General features: G+C 36.9%; 16 protein-coding genes. 13 read left to right on the top strand and 3 right to left on the bottom strand.

Annotated elements, in window-relative coordinates:
• Positions 1-18: 18 nt before the first annotated feature.
• Both AABK36_RS04780 and prfB read left to right on the top strand, forming a co-directional pair.
• Complete coding sequence (locus tag AABK36_RS04780) at positions 19-1,083, top strand: branched-chain amino acid aminotransferase (protein ID WP_309937904.1); 1,065 nt, start codon at positions 19-21, stop codon at positions 1,081-1,083.
• An 85-nt stretch (positions 1,084-1,168) separates the two neighbouring features.
• A protein-coding gene (gene prfB, locus AABK36_RS04785) for a peptide chain release factor 2 (protein ID WP_309937905.1) occupies positions 1,169-2,258 on the top strand; the annotation gives its coding sequence in 2 pieces (ribosomal slippage) (positions 1,169-1,228 and positions 1,230-2,258; 1,089 coding nt in all).
• 135 nt (positions 2,259-2,393) lie between these two features.
• Here the strand turns inward: prfB and modA are convergent.
• Positions 2,394-3,164, bottom strand: coding sequence for a molybdate ABC transporter substrate-binding protein (modA, locus tag AABK36_RS04790; protein WP_309937906.1), 771 nt, complete (start codon positions 3,162-3,164; stop codon positions 2,394-2,396).
• 351 nt (positions 3,165-3,515) lie between these two features.
• Between modA and AABK36_RS04795 the strand changes: the two genes are divergently transcribed.
• The 7 genes from AABK36_RS04795 to AABK36_RS04825 all read left to right on the top strand — a co-directional run bounded on the left by AABK36_RS04795 (position 3,516) and on the right by AABK36_RS04825 (position 11,082).
• Entirely contained in the window at positions 3,516-4,520 is a 1,005-nt protein-coding gene (locus AABK36_RS04795; RefSeq protein ID WP_309937907.1) for a hypothetical protein, read from the top strand.
• Positions 4,521-4,702: 182 nt separating this feature from the next.
• The gene (locus AABK36_RS04800) at positions 4,703-5,281 is read left to right on the top strand and encodes a hypothetical protein (protein WP_309937908.1); all 579 of its coding nucleotides are present in this window, start codon (positions 4,703-4,705) and stop codon (positions 5,279-5,281) included.
• A gap of 1 nt (position 5,282) precedes the next feature.
• Positions 5,283-6,110 carry a hypothetical protein gene (locus AABK36_RS04805; protein WP_309937909.1) on the top strand — a complete coding sequence of 276 codons (828 nt, stop codon included), beginning with the start codon at positions 5,283-5,285 and terminating at the stop codon, positions 6,108-6,110.
• Between the two features lie 7 nt (positions 6,111-6,117).
• Positions 6,118-7,179, top strand: a complete 1,062-nt coding sequence (locus AABK36_RS04810; protein ID WP_309937910.1) for a hypothetical protein — start codon at positions 6,118-6,120, stop codon at positions 7,177-7,179.
• 45 nt (positions 7,180-7,224) lie between these two features.
• Positions 7,225-9,132 (top strand): hypothetical protein, encoded by a 1,908-nt coding sequence (locus AABK36_RS04815; protein WP_309937911.1) that lies wholly within the window; start codon positions 7,225-7,227, stop codon positions 9,130-9,132.
• A gap of 110 nt (positions 9,133-9,242) precedes the next feature.
• Positions 9,243-10,487 carry a DEAD/DEAH box helicase gene (locus tag AABK36_RS04820; protein WP_309937912.1) on the top strand — a complete coding sequence of 415 codons (1,245 nt, stop codon included), beginning with the start codon at positions 9,243-9,245 and terminating at the stop codon, positions 10,485-10,487.
• Position 10,488: 1 nt separating this feature from the next.
• On the top strand, positions 10,489-11,082 hold the full coding sequence (locus AABK36_RS04825) for a hypothetical protein (protein WP_309937913.1): 594 nt from the start codon (positions 10,489-10,491) through the stop codon (positions 11,080-11,082).
• Positions 11,083-11,116: 34 nt separating this feature from the next.
• On the opposite strand, the gene AABK36_RS04830 is transcribed toward AABK36_RS04825, so the two are convergent.
• Positions 11,117-12,070: an aldo/keto reductase gene (locus AABK36_RS04830; protein ID WP_309937914.1), complete on the bottom strand. Its 954-nt coding sequence runs from the start codon at positions 12,068-12,070 to the stop codon at positions 11,117-11,119.
• A gap of 92 nt (positions 12,071-12,162) precedes the next feature.
• Positions 12,163-13,611, bottom strand: a complete 1,449-nt coding sequence (locus AABK36_RS04835) for an MFS transporter (protein ID WP_309937915.1) — start codon at positions 13,609-13,611, stop codon at positions 12,163-12,165.
• 254 nt (positions 13,612-13,865) lie between these two features.
• Here AABK36_RS04835 and AABK36_RS04840 point away from each other — a divergent pair, with 254 nt between their 5' ends.
• From AABK36_RS04840 to AABK36_RS04855, 4 genes are all read left to right on the top strand, one after another.
• Positions 13,866-14,414, top strand: a complete 549-nt coding sequence (locus AABK36_RS04840; protein WP_309937916.1) for a HEAT repeat domain-containing protein — start codon at positions 13,866-13,868, stop codon at positions 14,412-14,414.
• A gap of 382 nt (positions 14,415-14,796) precedes the next feature.
• Entirely contained in the window at positions 14,797-15,408 is a 612-nt protein-coding gene (locus tag AABK36_RS04845; protein ID WP_309937917.1) for a TetR/AcrR family transcriptional regulator, read from the top strand.
• Entirely contained in the window at positions 15,395-16,159 is a 765-nt protein-coding gene (locus AABK36_RS04850) for an outer membrane lipoprotein-sorting protein (protein ID WP_309937918.1), read from the top strand. Before AABK36_RS04845 ends, AABK36_RS04850 begins: the two co-directional genes overlap by 14 nt.
• A gap of 10 nt (positions 16,160-16,169) precedes the next feature.
• Entirely contained in the window at positions 16,170-17,429 is a 1,260-nt protein-coding gene (locus AABK36_RS04855) for an ABC transporter permease (RefSeq protein WP_309937919.1), read from the top strand.
• The last annotated feature ends 1 nt before the right edge of the window (position 17,430 follow it).

A 17,430-nucleotide genomic window follows, 5' to 3' on the forward strand; every position in this document is an offset into this window, starting at 1 on the left:
AATTAAACATTTTTGACTATGAATGAGACTATCGATATCAAGATAAACAAGGTCAAAGAAAGTCGTATCAAGTCGATTGATTTTAACAATATCGTATTTGGTACTGTATACTCTGATCACATGTTTGTGGCCGATTATTATGACGGAAAATGGCAGAACTTTTCTATCGAACCTTATGCTCCACTGAGCCTGAGTCCTGGGAATGCGGTCCTGCACTATGGCCAATCTATTTTCGAGGGTCTCAAAGCTTACAAAGCGGCGGATGGCAGTGTGCAAGTTTTCAGACCAGAGGCGAATGCGGAACGACTTAACACTTCAGCCGAGAGAATGTGCATTCCTGAGGTGCCTCAAGAGCTGTTTATGACTGGCTTGAAAGAGCTTTTGAGCATAGACAAAGGATGGGTGCCAAAAAGCAAGGGAGCATCGCTATACATCAGACCATATGTATTTGCAATGGATGAGTATATTGGGATAAGACCATCCAACACTTACAAGTTTATTATTTTCACTTGTCCAGTGGGCGCTTACTATTCCGAGCCTGTTAATGTGAAGATTGAAACTCATTTCACTAGAGCTACTCCGGGTGGAACTGGTTTTGCTAAAGCGGCTGGAAATTATGCTGGTTCATTATATCCAGCGAAGTTGGCTCAAAAAGAAGGGTATCATCAATTGATTTGGACCGATGCATTGACTCATGAGTATATTGAGGAATCAGGAACAATGAATGTCATGTTTATCGTGGATGGCAAGTTGATAACTGCTCAAGCGGGAGATACTATTCTTAATGGTATTACCAGAAATAGTGTTTTGACTCTTGCTAGAGAGTGGGGCATTGAAGTTGTGGAAGGTCCTGTAGCGGTAAAAGATATAGTGAAAGCAGCTGAAGAAGGAAGATTGGAAGAAGCTTTTGGAACAGGAACAGCTGCGACAATTGCTCAGATTCAAAAAATTGGATACAACGGAACTGACTATGAGTTGCCTCCGGTAGAGCAAAGAGAGTTTTCAAATAAAGTTTTGGAAAAACTCGATGCGATCAAGTATGGAGAAGAACCTGACAATCACGGCTGGATTTTGAAGATTTGAATTTAAGCCTGTTAGATATTAGTCCACTTTGTTCTTAATGAGCGAAGTGGATTTTTTATTGCATGAAATTAAACAGATTAAAATAATGACAACCGAACAGTTGAAAGATTTAAAAGCCAGATTAGAGGCTTTGAGGGGGTATCTTTGACTATGATACCAAAATAGAAGAGATAAGAGAAGAAGAAAGCATAACTACGCAAGCGGACTTTTGGAACGACCCTAAGGAAGCGGAGAAGATCCTAAAGGAAATAAGATCCAAGAAGACATGGACTGACAGTTTTGAAAATGTGCAGTCAAAATTGGATGATGTTGAAACTTTGCATGAATTCTATCAAGAAGGAGAAGTGGAAGCTGAAGAAGTGGATGCGGAGTACAATAAGACTGTGGAAGCATTTGAAGAGCTTGAATTCAAGAAAATGCTTAGCAGCGAAGAAGATCAGCTTAATGCGATTATGGAGATAAACCCTGGGGCAGGTGGAACTGAAAGCCAGGATTGGGCTGATATATTGATGAGGATGTATATCATGTGGGGAGAAAAAGAAGGCTTTAAAGTCAAGCAGTTGAATTATCAACCCGGAGATGTTGCGGGACTAAAGTCTGCCACTTTGGAATTTGAAGGTCAATTTGCTTATGGTTATCTCAAAGCGGAAATAGGAGTTCATAGATTGGTTAGAATTTCCCCATTTGATTCAGGTGGAAGAAGGCATACGTCTTTTGCTTCGATTTTCGTTTACCCTGTGGTTGATGATTCAATCAGTATTGAGGTTAACCCAGCTGATATTACTTGGGAGACATTTAGATCTGGTGGAGCAGGAGGTCAGAATGTAAACAAGGTCGAGACTGCTGTAAGGTTAAGACATGCTCCTTCAGGTTTGATAGTTGAGTGTCAAGAAGAGAGATCTCAGTTGATGAACAAGGAAAAGGCGATGCAAATGCTGAAGTCTAGACTTTATCAAATTGAGTTGGAAAAGAGAAATGCTGCTAAAGCTGAAGTGGAAAGCTCGAAAATGAAAATTGACTTTGGTTCACAAATCCGAAACTATGTATTGCATCCATATAAATTGATTAAAGATGCGAGAACTGGATTTGAGCGAACGGATGTGCAGAATGTTCTTGATGGCGATATTAATGATTACATCAAAGCCTTTTTAATGGGGCGTCAGGAAAAAGAATAAAAATTGATTTAAATTCAATTATTCAATAAATCATTAAAACTTTGGGAGAGGTATTTGTTTTATTAAGTACTGAATACCAAACCAAAACTCAAAATAAATGGACTCCGTTGAGCATTTTGTTCTACGGAGTTTTTTTTAAGGCTTGTCGTATCCATGTTTTTTCAAAATCTCAGCAGCTGTTTCGCCATTAAGGAATTCGATGAATGCATTAGCTTGATTTTCTTTTTCTCCATTTATCAACAGTATGCCTTGAAGTATTGGCATGTGCAGGCTGTCGTTGATTATCTGCCAATATCCCCTATCTGAGAATTGCGGCAAGTTGGCTACAGATGACGATGTGAATGCGAAGTCGACAGATTCGCTTTTGATGAATTGATTTACTTGCGAGATGCTTTCTCCAAATACAAATTTTGGTTTATTATTCTTGTAGAGTTTGAGCTTTTTTAAAGTCTCCACTGCTGCTATTCCATAAGGTGCGGTTTCTGGATTTGCCAAAGCGATTTTAGTGTTTTCTTTATGGAATATTGTCACTGATAGAGGCATTTCCACTTGTTCTTTTGACCATAAGGCAAGCTTGCCTTTTGCATAAGCTTTTGGAACTTGACTGGACAAGCCGTTTGAATAGAGAGTGGTTGGATAGACCATGTCGGCAGAGATGAATATATCATAAGGAGCTCCCTCCATAATTTGAGAAGCTAATTTGCCTGAAGAACTTACGATTATTTCCACGTCGTTTCCTGTGCTGTCCTGAAATACATTTGCAATTTCTTTGATAGCGAACTGCGCATTCGCAGAAGTTGCAATGCTGAGAGATTCACTGTTTTTTTTATTTGATTGGCAAGAGGAAGTGAATATTATGCCTATTGATAAAATTATAAAAATATGATAATAAGGAATTTTGCTCATCGAGTTGTTTAGATCAATGTCTATTTTATGTTTGAAATTATCACTTAAACTTATTCAAATATATAACAAGAAAATTAGTTTATCATTTTAATAAAAGGATAAAAAATACAGAATTAAATAAGAAATTCAGTCTAATAAATGTTAGGGAAATATTGGAAAATTCAATTTTATTTACCGTGATTAATAAAATTATTTTTCAATTTGAAATAATTCTAAGTTGCGCTAAAAAAAGCCTCTCAAAGCTGTTGACAAGCGGTTTTTTAGTTAAATTGCGAGGCGAAATGAAGGGCTGGTTTTTCTTTTAAAAGTGAATTAGCTCGAAGTTCACAAGCATTTATTAATTGTTGAAGAATGAGGAGCAAAGAGACAAATCTGATTGATCTGTTTATAGAGGAGAGAAAACCCCTTACTGCCAAAGAAGCGGTGATGCTTTACAAAAAAGTGTACCGTTCTACTATTACCCAACCCGCGATAAGCAAGATATGCAACGAGCTCGAAAAATATGTTTTTTTGGATGATGTCGCAGAAGCGTATTTTCTAACTTCAGAAATGTACACAGCTATTAAAGTAGCTGACTCTGCAAAAAAAGGAAATAGCAGGTATATTGATTTTGCGTCATTTGGGAATTGCTTTAAATCCGATAAAGATTATCAAAAGCATATTCCTTATATACAAAGGGTGCTCGAGGCTTATAATTTAAGTCGCGTTTTTGTGCTGGATCTGGATGAAGAGTATACTCAAGAGCATGAAAAGATGGCTGAAAAAGCAGAGAATCTAGACAAGCTGATGAATGTTGTAGCCAATGTTAAAACGAAGCTGGAGAAAGCTGGAGAAGATGGCATAAAGTGGAGCAAAGCCATTTTTTTTAAATTTGGCGATTTTGAAGGAGCCTTGGAGCTTAAGGATTTTTTGAAAAGCGAAGGGTTGGAAGCGGATTTATCTCAACTTGAAGATGAAAGCTTGGCCCTAATCAATTTGAAATTCGCTGAGCCTGAAGAGGAAGAGATTATGGAGGAACCTACAGTAGAGCAAGAGCCTGACCAGGAAGACTCTGAGCAAGTAATAGAGGATTCGTCTGTAGAGGAGGTGGTTGAGAATGAAGCTGATTCAGAGCCTGAGATAGAGGTAGAACCTGAGGAAGTTTTTACAGAAGAACAACAGTATTTCATGTCCTTTTTGGATAGAATAGTTCAGAGACTGGAAGATGGTGAAGGATCAGTAGTTATCACAGAGTTTGTTTATCAAAGGCAATGCAAAGATTTTGAGGAGGAATTTATAGAAGAACAATTTACTACAAGAGAATTGAAAATATCGACAGACGGCATGGAAGAGGGCTGTTTGGCAATATTAAAATAGTTATTTATTCATAGTTGTTTTTAAACTTCTTCATTGAGAAATATTCATCAATGAAGAAGTTTTTTTTTGATCAATTGATACTCGAACTATTCGCTTTGCTGACAGGTTCTATTGTTTAAACAGAATTTAAGAGGCATAAGGCCATGTTGAACGAGTTATCATACAGCGTAAAAATTTTAATAATGTCATTGACAATCATGTTAATGACTAATGGCCATGCTTTCTCGCAAATTTTTGTTAGGACATTTGATCCTGTTACCTGTTCCGCTAATAACAAAAATGGGAAAAAATCCAGTTCGGCATCCGGCAACTTATATTGGTCTATTCATTCAATAGTAGTGAAAAGTCCAGAAGTTGGAAGCGGATTTATTTATTACCCTAGCGTTTCTGTTAAGAGAAATGGACGCAAAACAGGTAGAAAAGGTGTTTCTAAAATAGGAGTTGGCGCTGCATTTCAAGTGAGTGCTCATTATCCATATGATATAGAAGAAAATGAGTTGAGAACTTATTCTGGGACATTTCAATTGGCTTATTTCCTTAGTAGATATATTCAGGTTGCCATAGGCCTTGGAATTCAAGTGACGGATGAAGAGTATACAATTGATGGCGATGACGCATTGTATTTTAGTCAAAGAAAGCAGTTTTATGCTGAAGGAGGAATTGTGCTGGATGGGGAAGATGTGATTAATTGGCCTTTGTTCATACAGCTTATGATGACTTCCAATTTGGATTTGAAAGCGGGTATAGGAATTCATTTTTGACATGGAAAACTTTGCTCGCTACCGATTGTATTTGCTTTTGCCAGTATTGGCGATCATTTCCTCGTGTAGAGATACATACAGATTGGATGCTCAGATACCCATTACTGAGGTGATATTGAAAATGTCTCCTAATTATGAAAACTTATTATCCGATTCATTGCCAGTTTCTTACGTGGTTATAGGGCATGGAGTTGATAGTTTGAATTTGAATGATGATACAATGATCAGGGTACCTGTCAAATATGATGAGAGTTCCAATGAGTATATTGGTGAATTATTTACTCCTACAGGGGCTTCTTATTTTACTCATGCGATGTTGACGGATTCCAACGGACTAATATTGGCTTTCGTTCCACACTGGAGTTTACCTGTCGCTGAAGAGGTTATTAGGCCTATGCTGATTCCGATCAGAAGGTCAATAAATAGAGTGTATCAAGAGAGTATGGAGGTGGTGCCGAATTTGGTGGATGCCAATGGACAGTACTTGACAGGGGTGATGGATATGCTGCAATTGGGAGTTATATCATTTTATAGTCTCTCTTTTGATGATAAGAAAGGAGAGTGGGTAATGGAAAGTGGAAGATTGAAAATTACTATTTCAGATAGTGGCAAATTATTGTATGACAGTAATATTGCAAAGATTGCAACTTTTTTCTTTCCTAAAAATGAAAGGTTGAAGATTGAATTCACACCATCAGATCCAAATTTGGCAGTTAAAGAGGCTCTGTTGAGAAGAAATGGACAAGAAGTGTTGATTGATTATAATGGAAATTTAAATCAAAGATTTATGCATGACGATTACATAAGATTCAATTTGGAAACTAAATGATGTAGTTATGAAAACGCGAATTTTAATAATTTTGCTTTTTACGGGTTTAGTTTGTGGAGCCTGTAATAAGGATAATGAAATCGGTAATGCAACGAATAACAGCAGTAATGAGAGCACTCAGTTGCAGCTGGCTTTGAGCAGTGAAGACTTGCAACCTGTAATCGATGAGGGTGAATCTGGCCAAGCTAGCCAATTTGCCACAGGAAATCCAACTTGGTGGGCAAATAGGTCAAATGTGAGCATTCAGTTGACATATCAGCTATACAATGGATCCGCTACAGTTGGTAGTGAGCAACTATTGACTGTAAGTGGAAGGTATGAGGGAAATGATTCCGACAACCACCCTTTGTATTTAACCTTTGATCCAATCTTTGTTAATCAGGCTTTTGATGGATTTGAACTTAAGGATGCCGCGATTAAGTTATCTTCCGACAACTCTAACTTGGCGATTATACCCCAACAGGGTTCTAATTTAGCAAATGCGCTTCCAGAAGGTAGAGCTTTGCCGTATGTGTATGGTAGAACAAATGGGGTGTTGGCAAATAGTATCGATGGCACGATAGAAGTAAACAAAGTAAATAATATCGACCTTTCATTTATCAATGCAGAAGACGCAGAACTGGTGGATTTTGGTTATATAGGTTTTGGTATCGATGCGTCAAACATTAACAAAATCGATAGGGTGTTTTCGGTTTCTATGCTGGAATTTGATGACGGAGAGTGGGTGGATGTAGCAGGTTCAGTTACTGTGGTGGATGACGGAAGCTTCTCAGAAGTATTTACTCAAGAAGCACCGGATTTGAGATATTTGGTGTATTTACCGACAACATTTCAATATAATGACGGAGTTTTGGCATATGGTAGTGCCGACCCTCGTAGAATAAATTTAAATCAAATTACCGCTTCTGCGAATCTTCCATCGACATTTACATTGCAAAGGGTTGTGAAAACGGATGATAATACGGTGTACTATGATATCACAGACTCAGATGCCAGCAATAACGATTTGAATGTGGTAATTACAATAACAGATGATATGCCTTTGGCTTTTTATGGGGTAACTAATTAGGTGTAAATTTGATTAGAGCGTTCTTGAACATTTACTTTAAAAGTCATGAAACGATTGAGTTTGATATTGACCGTCATAATATTGTTCTTTTCTTGCAATGTAAAAGAAGATATGCATGCCGATGCGCCTCAACGTAACGAAGATGGTTTGGTGGTAGTCAACAAACTATCTTTAGGGCTTTCTGAGTCAAATGAAGACTTGATTTGGTGGAATTATGTGGATGGATTCAAGCTTTTATATCAAATTGACTATGAATCTCAGGATGATTTGATTGATACTTTGCTTCTTGATATTTTGAGTATTGCAGAGGATGTCTTGGTATTTGAACCGTTTTATATTGGCATTGGAAATGATGAATCTGCTTTGTTTATTTTGAATGAAGCCTTCATTATTGTGAATGGAAATGAGTGGGACACAGCACAGATATATCAATGGCGTGCTGGAGAAAATACTTTTTACCCGAATGTCGCAAGCGCACAAAAGAACATAACTCATGAAGGAGTGCTAGTTGTTGATACACTCAGTTTAATTAAAGGGCGAGTGAATAACCTAAGCCCATTGTTAAACGAAAACATAAGTTTTGGTGATTCTGATCAAGGGTATGCGGGATTGGTAGGGAGTGTTACATCAGGTCCAATTATGACAAGTTATTTAGGTGCGTATAATATTTACAACTCTATTGTGAATGGTGTTACATTTGGTTTATACCCTTCTACTAATTATAACGTTGATCAAATTTATAGCCATACAACAACGAGTTTTTTGGATCGTATTCAGCTTAATCGTCAAAGTATTGGAAATGATTCTAGCATCAATTTATATTTTAATCTAAATCTGGGAAATAACACTGGCTTTGAAAGCGCTAAGTTATTGAAATGGGATAGACTTGAAAAAAATTGGGAAATAGTAGTAGAAGGTTTTTCTGGTGGTCCATTTAAAGCTGTGCAGAATGATGTTTATAAAGTGATTTTGGTAGAGGATAACATCATTTATGTTGATTTGAATGCTAATGGCGATAATGATGGCACTTCTTGGGAAAATGCGTATGATGATTTGCAAACGGGTATCAATACAGCTGTGTCTCGAGCGAATACAAATAATAAAGTCTATCAAATCTGGATTGCTGAAGGAGAATATAAGCCCGCAAGTAGTTTTTCTATTACAGGGGATGATATAGAATTGTATGGAGGTTTTGAGGGCAATGAGTTTTTGATCAGTCAAAGAGATATCTTTGCAAACCAGACTATCTTGAAGAGAAGGTCCTCTGTGTCCAATAGGCTGATGAATTATTCGGCAGGCTCCAACGCTTATTTGAAATTTGATGGTTTATATTTCATTGATGGAACTGGTTCGCAAGCAGGTGGTGTTCGGGTTGCTTCAAATGCTGACTTTGAAAGTTGTCACTTTGAAGATAATGAAGGACTGGATTGGGGAGGGGCGGTATATATTGGCTCGTATGCTTCAGAAGTGAATTTTGAAGATTGTGTTTTTGAAGATAATTCTTCTCGTTATCAGGGAGGGGCAATTTACTTACAAAGAGACAATACACAATTGAATATTACAAACTGCCAATTTATAGATAATAACTCAGATGCTGGAGGAGCTATTTCCAATGCAAGTGGAAGTATGAATATTATCAATACAGCGTTTGATAACAATGTTTCTAGATATGGTGGAGGAATATATCAAAACCCAGGCAATGGAAGCGAGTATTCTATTGTTGATAATTGTAGCTTTGCAGATCATGAAGGAAGCGCCATATACGTTAATACTACATCGATTAATGTTAGGAATAGTTCATTCAAAAATAATGAAAGTTATGGGGTTTTTGTAGGTACGGCAACCGACTACCCTCCTTCTGTAATTGACCTTGGAGGGAATTGCGCTGGAACAGGAACAGAGGCAAATGCTCAGAATGCGAATACTGCGATATCATTTTCCAATTGCCAATGACATTAAATCCTTGTGATGAAGTCGTATTGGAAATAATTAGGTTATCTTTGTGATTGAAATGAATGCTGTTTTGAAGATAAACTGAATAGCATCTAGATTATACCTTTACTATGAAATTTGAAAATTACTATATAGCTCCGGAAATAAAGAAAACTCTTGCATTGAAAGGCTTTAGGAGACCTACTGATATCCAGTTCAAGTCTATTCCTCCCATTTTGAAAGGAGAGGATGTGTTAGCCATTGCTCAGACAGGAACTGGGAAAACAGCTGCTTTCGCTATTCCTATTTTGCATAAGCTTCATGAAAACAAAACACGTCAAAGAAGAGAGGACGGCATCAAATGTGTCGTTATGGTTCCTACAAGAGAGTTGGCACTTCAGATAACCGAGGTTTTTAAGGAATTAGGAGCTTATACTAATCTCAATATTCTTTGCGTACACGGCGGTGTAGAGCAAGACAGTCAAATAAAAAGATTGGAGAAGGGCGTTGATATTATGATTGCGACTCCCGGAAGAATGTTTGATCTTGTGAGTCAGAAAGTTATAAGGCTTAATCGAGTGGATATATTGGTGCTTGACGAGGCTGATCATATGTTGGATTTGGGCTTTATCAAGGATATTCGAGATTTGATAAAATTTCTTCCCAAGAAACGTCAAACGCTTTTTTTCTCAGCAACTATTGATCAGAAAATCAAGGATTTGGCTTATTCGCTAGTATTCAAGCCCGTTAGAATTCAAATTTCTCCCAAAGACCCCGTTTCTAAAAATGTTAATCACTCTGTGATGTTTGTTGAAATGGATGACAAACGTTTTTTCTTGGAACGTTTGGTTAAGGAAAATCCTGAGAGCAAAATTCTGGTTTTTGTGAGAACAAAAGTACGAGCAGAGCGAGTTAGCAAAGCCATGGAGAGGGTTGGAATCAAGAGTATGACAATGCACGGAGGCAAGGAACAATCCGATAGACTTGATGTGCTTGGTCAGTTTAAGGTTGGGAAGGTAAAATTGCTTATTGCTACTGATGTAAGTGCTAGAGGGATTGATATTCCAAATGTGGACTACGTTGTTAATTATGATTTGCCAGATAAGGATGAAAATTATGTGCATAGAGTTGGGCGTACAGGACGTGGGAAAGAAAAGGGAAATGCAGTGTCTTTTTGCAGCAGCGAAGAGAAAGAGATGTTAGATCAAATAGAGGTTTACTTGGGCAAAAAGATTCAAGTTTTGGATGTGGAAAAACAGGATTATCAAGAGACTTTGGATTTTACAGAAGACCACACTAACGACTGGAAAGGTGTGATGAAAGAAATCCAGTCATTGGAAGGCTTTTCGAAGAAAAAGAAAAATAAGAAAAAATAATATGATAGCTTTTTTGCATACATCTAGTATCCACATTGATCGGTTTGACAAGTTGGTAGAGGAAGTTCGTGCTGATATTCCTACGTGTCATTATGTCAATGAGAAATTATTGGAGGATGCATTAGCTTATGGTAAAGCTAATCCAGATGAGTTTGGAGAATTAATCGAGGAAATTAGATCTTTGGAGCCTTCTTTGATTATTTGCACATGCTCAAGTTTGGGAGAGTTGAGTGAAAAGTATTCTGATGTTCACAGAATTGATTTGCCTATAGTAGAGTATTTAGTTCAAACCTATGACAAGGTTTGCATGGCGTATGCTTCTCAATCTACGCGTGAAATAAGCGCTAAGTTAATTCAAGAAGTAGCGGATAGAGTGGGGACAAAAGTTGAATTGCAAATATGTGATTGTAGTAAGGCTTGGACATATATGGAAGAGGGCGAAATGGAGCAATATCAAAAGACTATAGCAGAGGTGATCGAAAAAGAAAACAGACAGCTGTTGCCTGTTTTCTTATGTCAAGCTTCTATGGATGGTGTTGAAGATTATCTGGAATCACCTATCAAATTGTATACAAGTCCTAAGTTTGGTGTGTAAAGCTTGATATCAAAGGCGTTTGACCTTTAATTAATTATTTGTTCCAAATGTCATCCGCTGTGTAGCCCTTACCTTCAAACGACCAAAACTCTCCATGTATATATCTTTCATTGATGTTTAAAGAATTAATTTCATCAAAGTCTTCTTGTGAAAGTATGATGGATTGAGCATTTAAGTTTTCTTTAAGTCTATTGGCGTGTACGGATTTTGGAATTACGGCTATATTTCTTTTGATCTGCCATGCCAGAAGAACTTGAGCTGGAGTCGCTTTTATTTTTTGTGCAATGTTGATGATCGTGTCATTTTCAAGCAAGCTTTTTTCATTTTTTCCTTTTATTGCAGCAGACCTGTCATTTGACCCTAATGGAGCATAGGCAGTCATCAGGATATCATTGGCTTGGCAAAAGTCAACCAAATCTGTTTGAGAATGGAATGGATGTATTTCCACTTGATTCATCTCTGGTTTAATATTGGCATGGTCTATCAAGTTTTGCAGTTTGGGAATGTTGAAATTGGAAACCCCTATGTGTTTTACGAGTCCTTTGTTCACTAATTTTTCCATTGCCAGCCACGTTTCTAATAAAGGAACATCTTCTAATGTCAATAAATCATTTGAAGACTCCGGGTCCAATAGATTGTTTTTAAAAACAACAGGCCAATGCATAAGGTAAAGATCGATATATTCGATTTTTAGATCTTTAAGAGTAGTCAATAATGCTCCTTCAACTTTGTCGGATTCATGAGAGTTGTTCCACAGTTTTGACGTAATGAACAATTCATTTCTTTGGACTAAATTGGAACTAAAGGCTTCTTCAAGTGCGTCTCCTATTTCTTTCTCATTTCTATAGATGAAGGCGCAGTCAATGTGTCTGTATCCAATCTTTATAGCTTCTAATACTGCGTTATAAACTTCTCCAGGAGCTGATTTCCAAGTTCCTAAACCAATGATCGGAAGTTTGTCTTGATTATTGAATTGCAAATATTTCATGATAATGTAAATATGTTAGTTAAAAAATAGTTCTCGTGAACTGAATGTTTGAGCATAAAAAAAGCTTGCTGATAGAAGCAAGCTTGGGTATATTAGTTAGATTTTTTTAAAATTACTCGATCATAAATAAAGAGCATTAAAACAGTCAGTGCTCCAATTCCTGCAAAAATATACCAAATTTTAGAAGGGTTGTAAGTGTCCCAAATATGTTGAGTTAGCTGATCTTGGGACATTCCTAATTTTTCGGCGGCTGAGTTTAGATAATCGGTTTTAGTAAAGCTTTTTGAAATGCTTTCGATCTCAATGCCTTTAGAGTCAAGTTCTCTTGCAACCAATGAAATTTTGTCGGAATATTTTTCGTAGACCGTTCCTGAAAAGTAGCCTGCTAGTATATTTCCAACAGCCACAGGCAAGTAGGACATTCCCATGTAAAGTGCTTCCTTGCCTTTTGGAGCGATACTTCCAATGTACTCAGTGAATTTTGGAGAGCTGCTCATTTCTCCAAAAGCGAAAATCATGATGCCTAGAACAATGTAAAAAGGATTATTGGTGAAGAATGAAGCTCCGACTCCAATACCGCAGACTAAAATACCGCCAATCATGGCATTGAGAGGTTTAAATCTCATTACAAATGCAGAAACAGCTACTTGAAATAGCACGATCATACCCGCGTCGACATTTATAATCATCTCTTGCGGAATTTCCCCTTTGTCGTTTCCTATTACACTTGCCAAAGCGGGGGAAATGTTATGGATAGCGTCATAAAGCTGTGTGGTGTCGACCCATTGAACAATGAAGTTTGGCAATGTGTAGAATATTTGGTTGAACATCGTCCAAAAACCTACGATGATCACTAAAAGAAGAACTAACTTTATATCCTTTAAGCCTTCAACTATGTTGGATAATGTTTGAAGAATAGCATCGGTAAGGGGTTCTTTGCTTTTTTTTCTGTCAGGTTCTTTATAGAAAAACAGCACAAGCAAGATGTTGATTGCGATAGCGCAAGAACTCATGATAAATACATAATCCCAACTTAGGTTTCTTACTTTGGAAGCAGCGAAGGGCCCAATGAAGCCTCCGACATTAACCATCATATAGAAAATTCCGAAACCAATGGATGCGTTTGTTTTGTTTGTTGTTTTGGCTACTGATGCTGAGATTACAGGCTTGAAAAGCGCCGCTCCAATCGCTAAAAGTAAAAATGTTGCATAGAAAGCATAGTATGTATTGAATTGGCCAAGCAAATAGTAAGCGCTTGCCATGATCGCATATGCTACTAGCAAGACTTTTTTATAACCAAATTTATCGGCGATTGAACCAGTAATTACGGGCAATAAATATAGAATACCTGTGATAGAGCCCATTATCGTTCCTTTTTCAGCTTGTGTGAACCCTAACGCGCCTGTTTCAGTGGATTCAGTGATGTAAATTGCCAATACAGCAAACATTCCATACCACGCCCATCTTTCAAACAACTCCATCGTATTCGATACCCAAAAGGTTCGAGGGAATGTTTTTAGTGTTTCAGTGAATTTACTCATAAGAAATAATCAAAATTTAAGTTATTGGCCAATCAAAATGATAAGTTCATAGTTCGTACCATAAGACAAAAGATACTGAAAAAATCGGATGAATGCATTTTAAGTGTTAATTGATGTTAATATAGTATTTGTTTTGTTTTGATTGTTAAATATATTCATGGAAATATTATGGAGGGCTTAAAATGGGAAAGAGAACAAACTAATGGTTAAAAAGAAAGTTAATAAAGAGAAAGAGAGAAGAAAACAGGAGAAATATGGGACACAGAGAACACGCTTTTGATTTGACAGAGTTTGATTTTCCGGCGGAAGTAAAAGAGTTGTTGTATCTGATGATGGATAGAGATGGAATTAAAAGAAAGAAAGCCCGCCAAATGATGGTAAAAAGAGGAGAGCATGCTATTCCTTATTTACTTCAATTAGTTAATGTTCAACATGATCAATTTCGATGGGAGATAGTCAAATCCTTGGAGGAGATTAGCGATAAAAGTTTGATTCCTACATTTTTGACAATAATGAATAAAGACGAGAATAGCGATATAAGAACAATCGCAGCTAAAGGAATGGCTCGTTTAGGTCGTTTGGGCATAATACCACTTTTGGAAATGTTGATAAGGGGAGAGCATCTTTTCTACTTGTATGATACCTCAGTGTATGTATTACGATCTTATAATGATTTTGCTGAAAATGCTGAAATAGAGAGTTTAATAGATAAATTGTTAGAGTCTGAAATACCAAATACCACTGTTCCACCTATTGCTGAGAAAATATTAAATGAGATGACCGGAGCCCATACAGGAGAATAACTTTTAATACTAAATTATTAGAGAGTTTGTAAAAATCGTTAATGGAATCTGAAGGATTGCTTAAAATTCAATTTTCAGTAAATTAGCGATTTTTATTTTTATGCGAGGCAGTGATAATAGCATGAATTAGCTTGTTTGCAGTGAAGCTTTTATAATATTCATTTAAAATTCTAAATATCAAAAATGGTAATTAGGCTGTGTTTAGCTTGGATTTTTAGGATCGAAATTGCTTAATGTTTTTTAGCTTTAAAAGCTTGTCATATCAATAGGATATCAAATCATTTTATTTCGATTTAATGAGTTGTTCCCAAAGTAATTTTAAGGAGGATAACAACAACTTTGTTATGGGTTTCGTTAAATGACTAAACGGTTAGTCAAAAAAATGAGTCCAAGAACGAAAGAGCAAAATGAGGCGATCAAAACCGAACGTAAGAAAGCAATCTTAGAGGCGGCTTTAAGATTGTTTTCCGTCAAAGGTTATGATAGTTCGTCGGTAAGCGAGATAGCCAAAGAGGCTGGAATTTCCAAGGGTTCTGTCTATAACTACTACGAAAGTAAGGAAGATATTTTGATGGAAGTAATGGAAAAAGCCTTGGAAGAGAAGATGGACTTTATATCCGATAGAATCATCCCCGTTGACAATAAGGAAAAAATGATCAAGATGATAGATTTGGTATTTGATTCGATAGAACAAAAGCCTGAGTATTGGAGGATGCTTACAATTTTATCATTTCAGCCAGAAGCCAAGAAAATTATCGAGCGATTGCAAACAGAGAAAGAAAGCGATATAGCAAAAATATATAAAGAAATGAGCAGGTTCATGTCATTGGCAGGGATATCGGCAGAAGAGATTGCTTTTTTTAATTTTGCGTTATCTGGAGCGAGTATTAGCTATATTTCGCATGAGGGAGAATCACATCCAATGATTGATATGGGGTTTATAAGAAACATTTTTAAGCAAAAGATTAGAGATATTGATTATGAAGGCAATTAAAGCATTTATATTTTTTGGCATTTTCGCTTTATATGGATCGATGGTGAATAGCCAATCTTTGACAGCGACTCAGGTGTTGGTTAAATCTTACGATCAGCAACTTGGAGAAACAAGCATCTCAGAAATGAAAATGAGAATAGTTCGACCTGAATATGAAAGGGAAGTTTCTCTGAAAAACTGGTCATACGGCAAGGAGTATTATATTATATATATCATGTCTCCTGCAAGGGATAAAGGCCAAGTGTTTTTGAAAAGGGAAAACAATATGTGGAATTGGCTTCCAAAGATCAACCGAATGATGAAGATCCCTCCTTCCATGATGTCGGCATCTTGGATGGGGTCTGATTTTTCCAATAATGACTTGGTAAGGGAAAGAACCTTTATCAATGATTATGAGAGTGAATTTAAGGAAGGTGAAAATAAGGGAGGTTTCGATTGCTATTCCATAGAGTTGATTCCCAAACCTGAAGCTCCTGTAGTTTGGAGTAAAGTACAGGTATGGATTGACAAGAAGCATTTTAATGTAGTGGAGGCTAAGTATTATAATGAGTTGGATGAGCTTGTAACACATCAGGTAGCGAGTGATTTTAAGGATTTTGACGGGCGATACTTGCCTGCTAAGTTGACTATGATTCCAGTGAAGAAACCCGGGCAAAGGACAGAGATGGAAACAATTTCGATGTCTTTTGATGAGCCATCAGTAAGCAAATCGATGTTCAGCATTCAGAATATGAAGCGTATTAAACCTTAATGAGAATGTTATGAAAGGTGTGATAATCATTGCATGGAGAAACATTTGGAGAAATAGAAAGAGGAGTCTTGCGACTATTGCTTCAATTTGGCTTGCTATATTTCTCGCATTGCTTTATGCTGCTGTGAAGACTGGCTCTGGAGATATGATTTTCGATGGTTTGATCAAAACTAATGGAGCTATTGGTCTGCATAAGAATGGCTATTGGGATAAGAAGTCCATAAACAATAGTTTTGTCTATACAGAAGAGCTTAACGAAATTTTGGCAACTAATCCTAATGTGAAGTCTCTCTCTCCAAAATTGGAAAATTTCACATTGATTTCAACTGGAGAGCAAACTAAGACTTCATACATAATAGGAGTTGTCCCGGAACTGGAGAAGGCTCAAACTAATTTGTCTGACAAGCTGATTTGGGGAAATTATTTTGATTCCGAAGATGATAAGGGAATTATTTTATCAAAAGACTTGGCGAAATACCTGAAAGTAGCTGATTTTGATATTGGAGGGAATATAAATGTGCTTAATGATTCAATTTTTATTTATAGTTCTGGGTATCAAGGAGTAACTGTTGCTGAAAAGTACCGTGTAAAAGGCATCGTCGATTTGCCAACGCCAGTTGAAAATAAAACCATGTCTTATTTGACCTTGAATAGTGCCCAAGAGGCTTTTTCTCCATATGTTCCAAATATTTTAAGCTCATTATCGATAGAATTGAATGAAATCTCTGAACTGAAGCAAACACAAAGGGATTTGTTGGAAGCTTTGGGCTCTGAAAAATATGAATTGATGAGATGGGATGAACGCTATCCAGAGATGGTGGAAATGATGGATTTGGAAGAACAGTCAAGAACAGTAATTGTGGGAATCATTTACTTGGTTGTTGGTTTGGGGATGTTTGGAACTATTCTCATGGGAATCATGGAACGAAGAAAAGAAATAGCAGTAATGAGAGCTCTAGGCATGTCTAAGTTGAAACTTTCAATAATGTTGGTGTTGGAAAGTTTGACTCTAGGGATCGCTGGAGTAATGCTCGGTTGTCTATTCGCATGGCCTATGATGTATTATTATCATGTTAATCCAATTGAATTAACAGGAGCTATGGCTGAGAATATGCTAAAATTCAATATGCCGCCTTACCTTCAGTTCGCATGCAATATGGATATGTTTATGCGTGAAGCTAAAGTCGTATTTGGCATGTCTATTTTGGTGGCTATATATCCAATATTTTATGCTCTTAAGGAGAAAATAACGGAATCATTTCATCAATAAA

The organism is Aureibacter tunicatorum, from assembly GCF_036492635.1.
In the GTDB taxonomy this organism is placed as follows: domain Bacteria; phylum Bacteroidota; class Bacteroidia; order Cytophagales; family Cyclobacteriaceae; genus Aureibacter; species Aureibacter tunicatorum.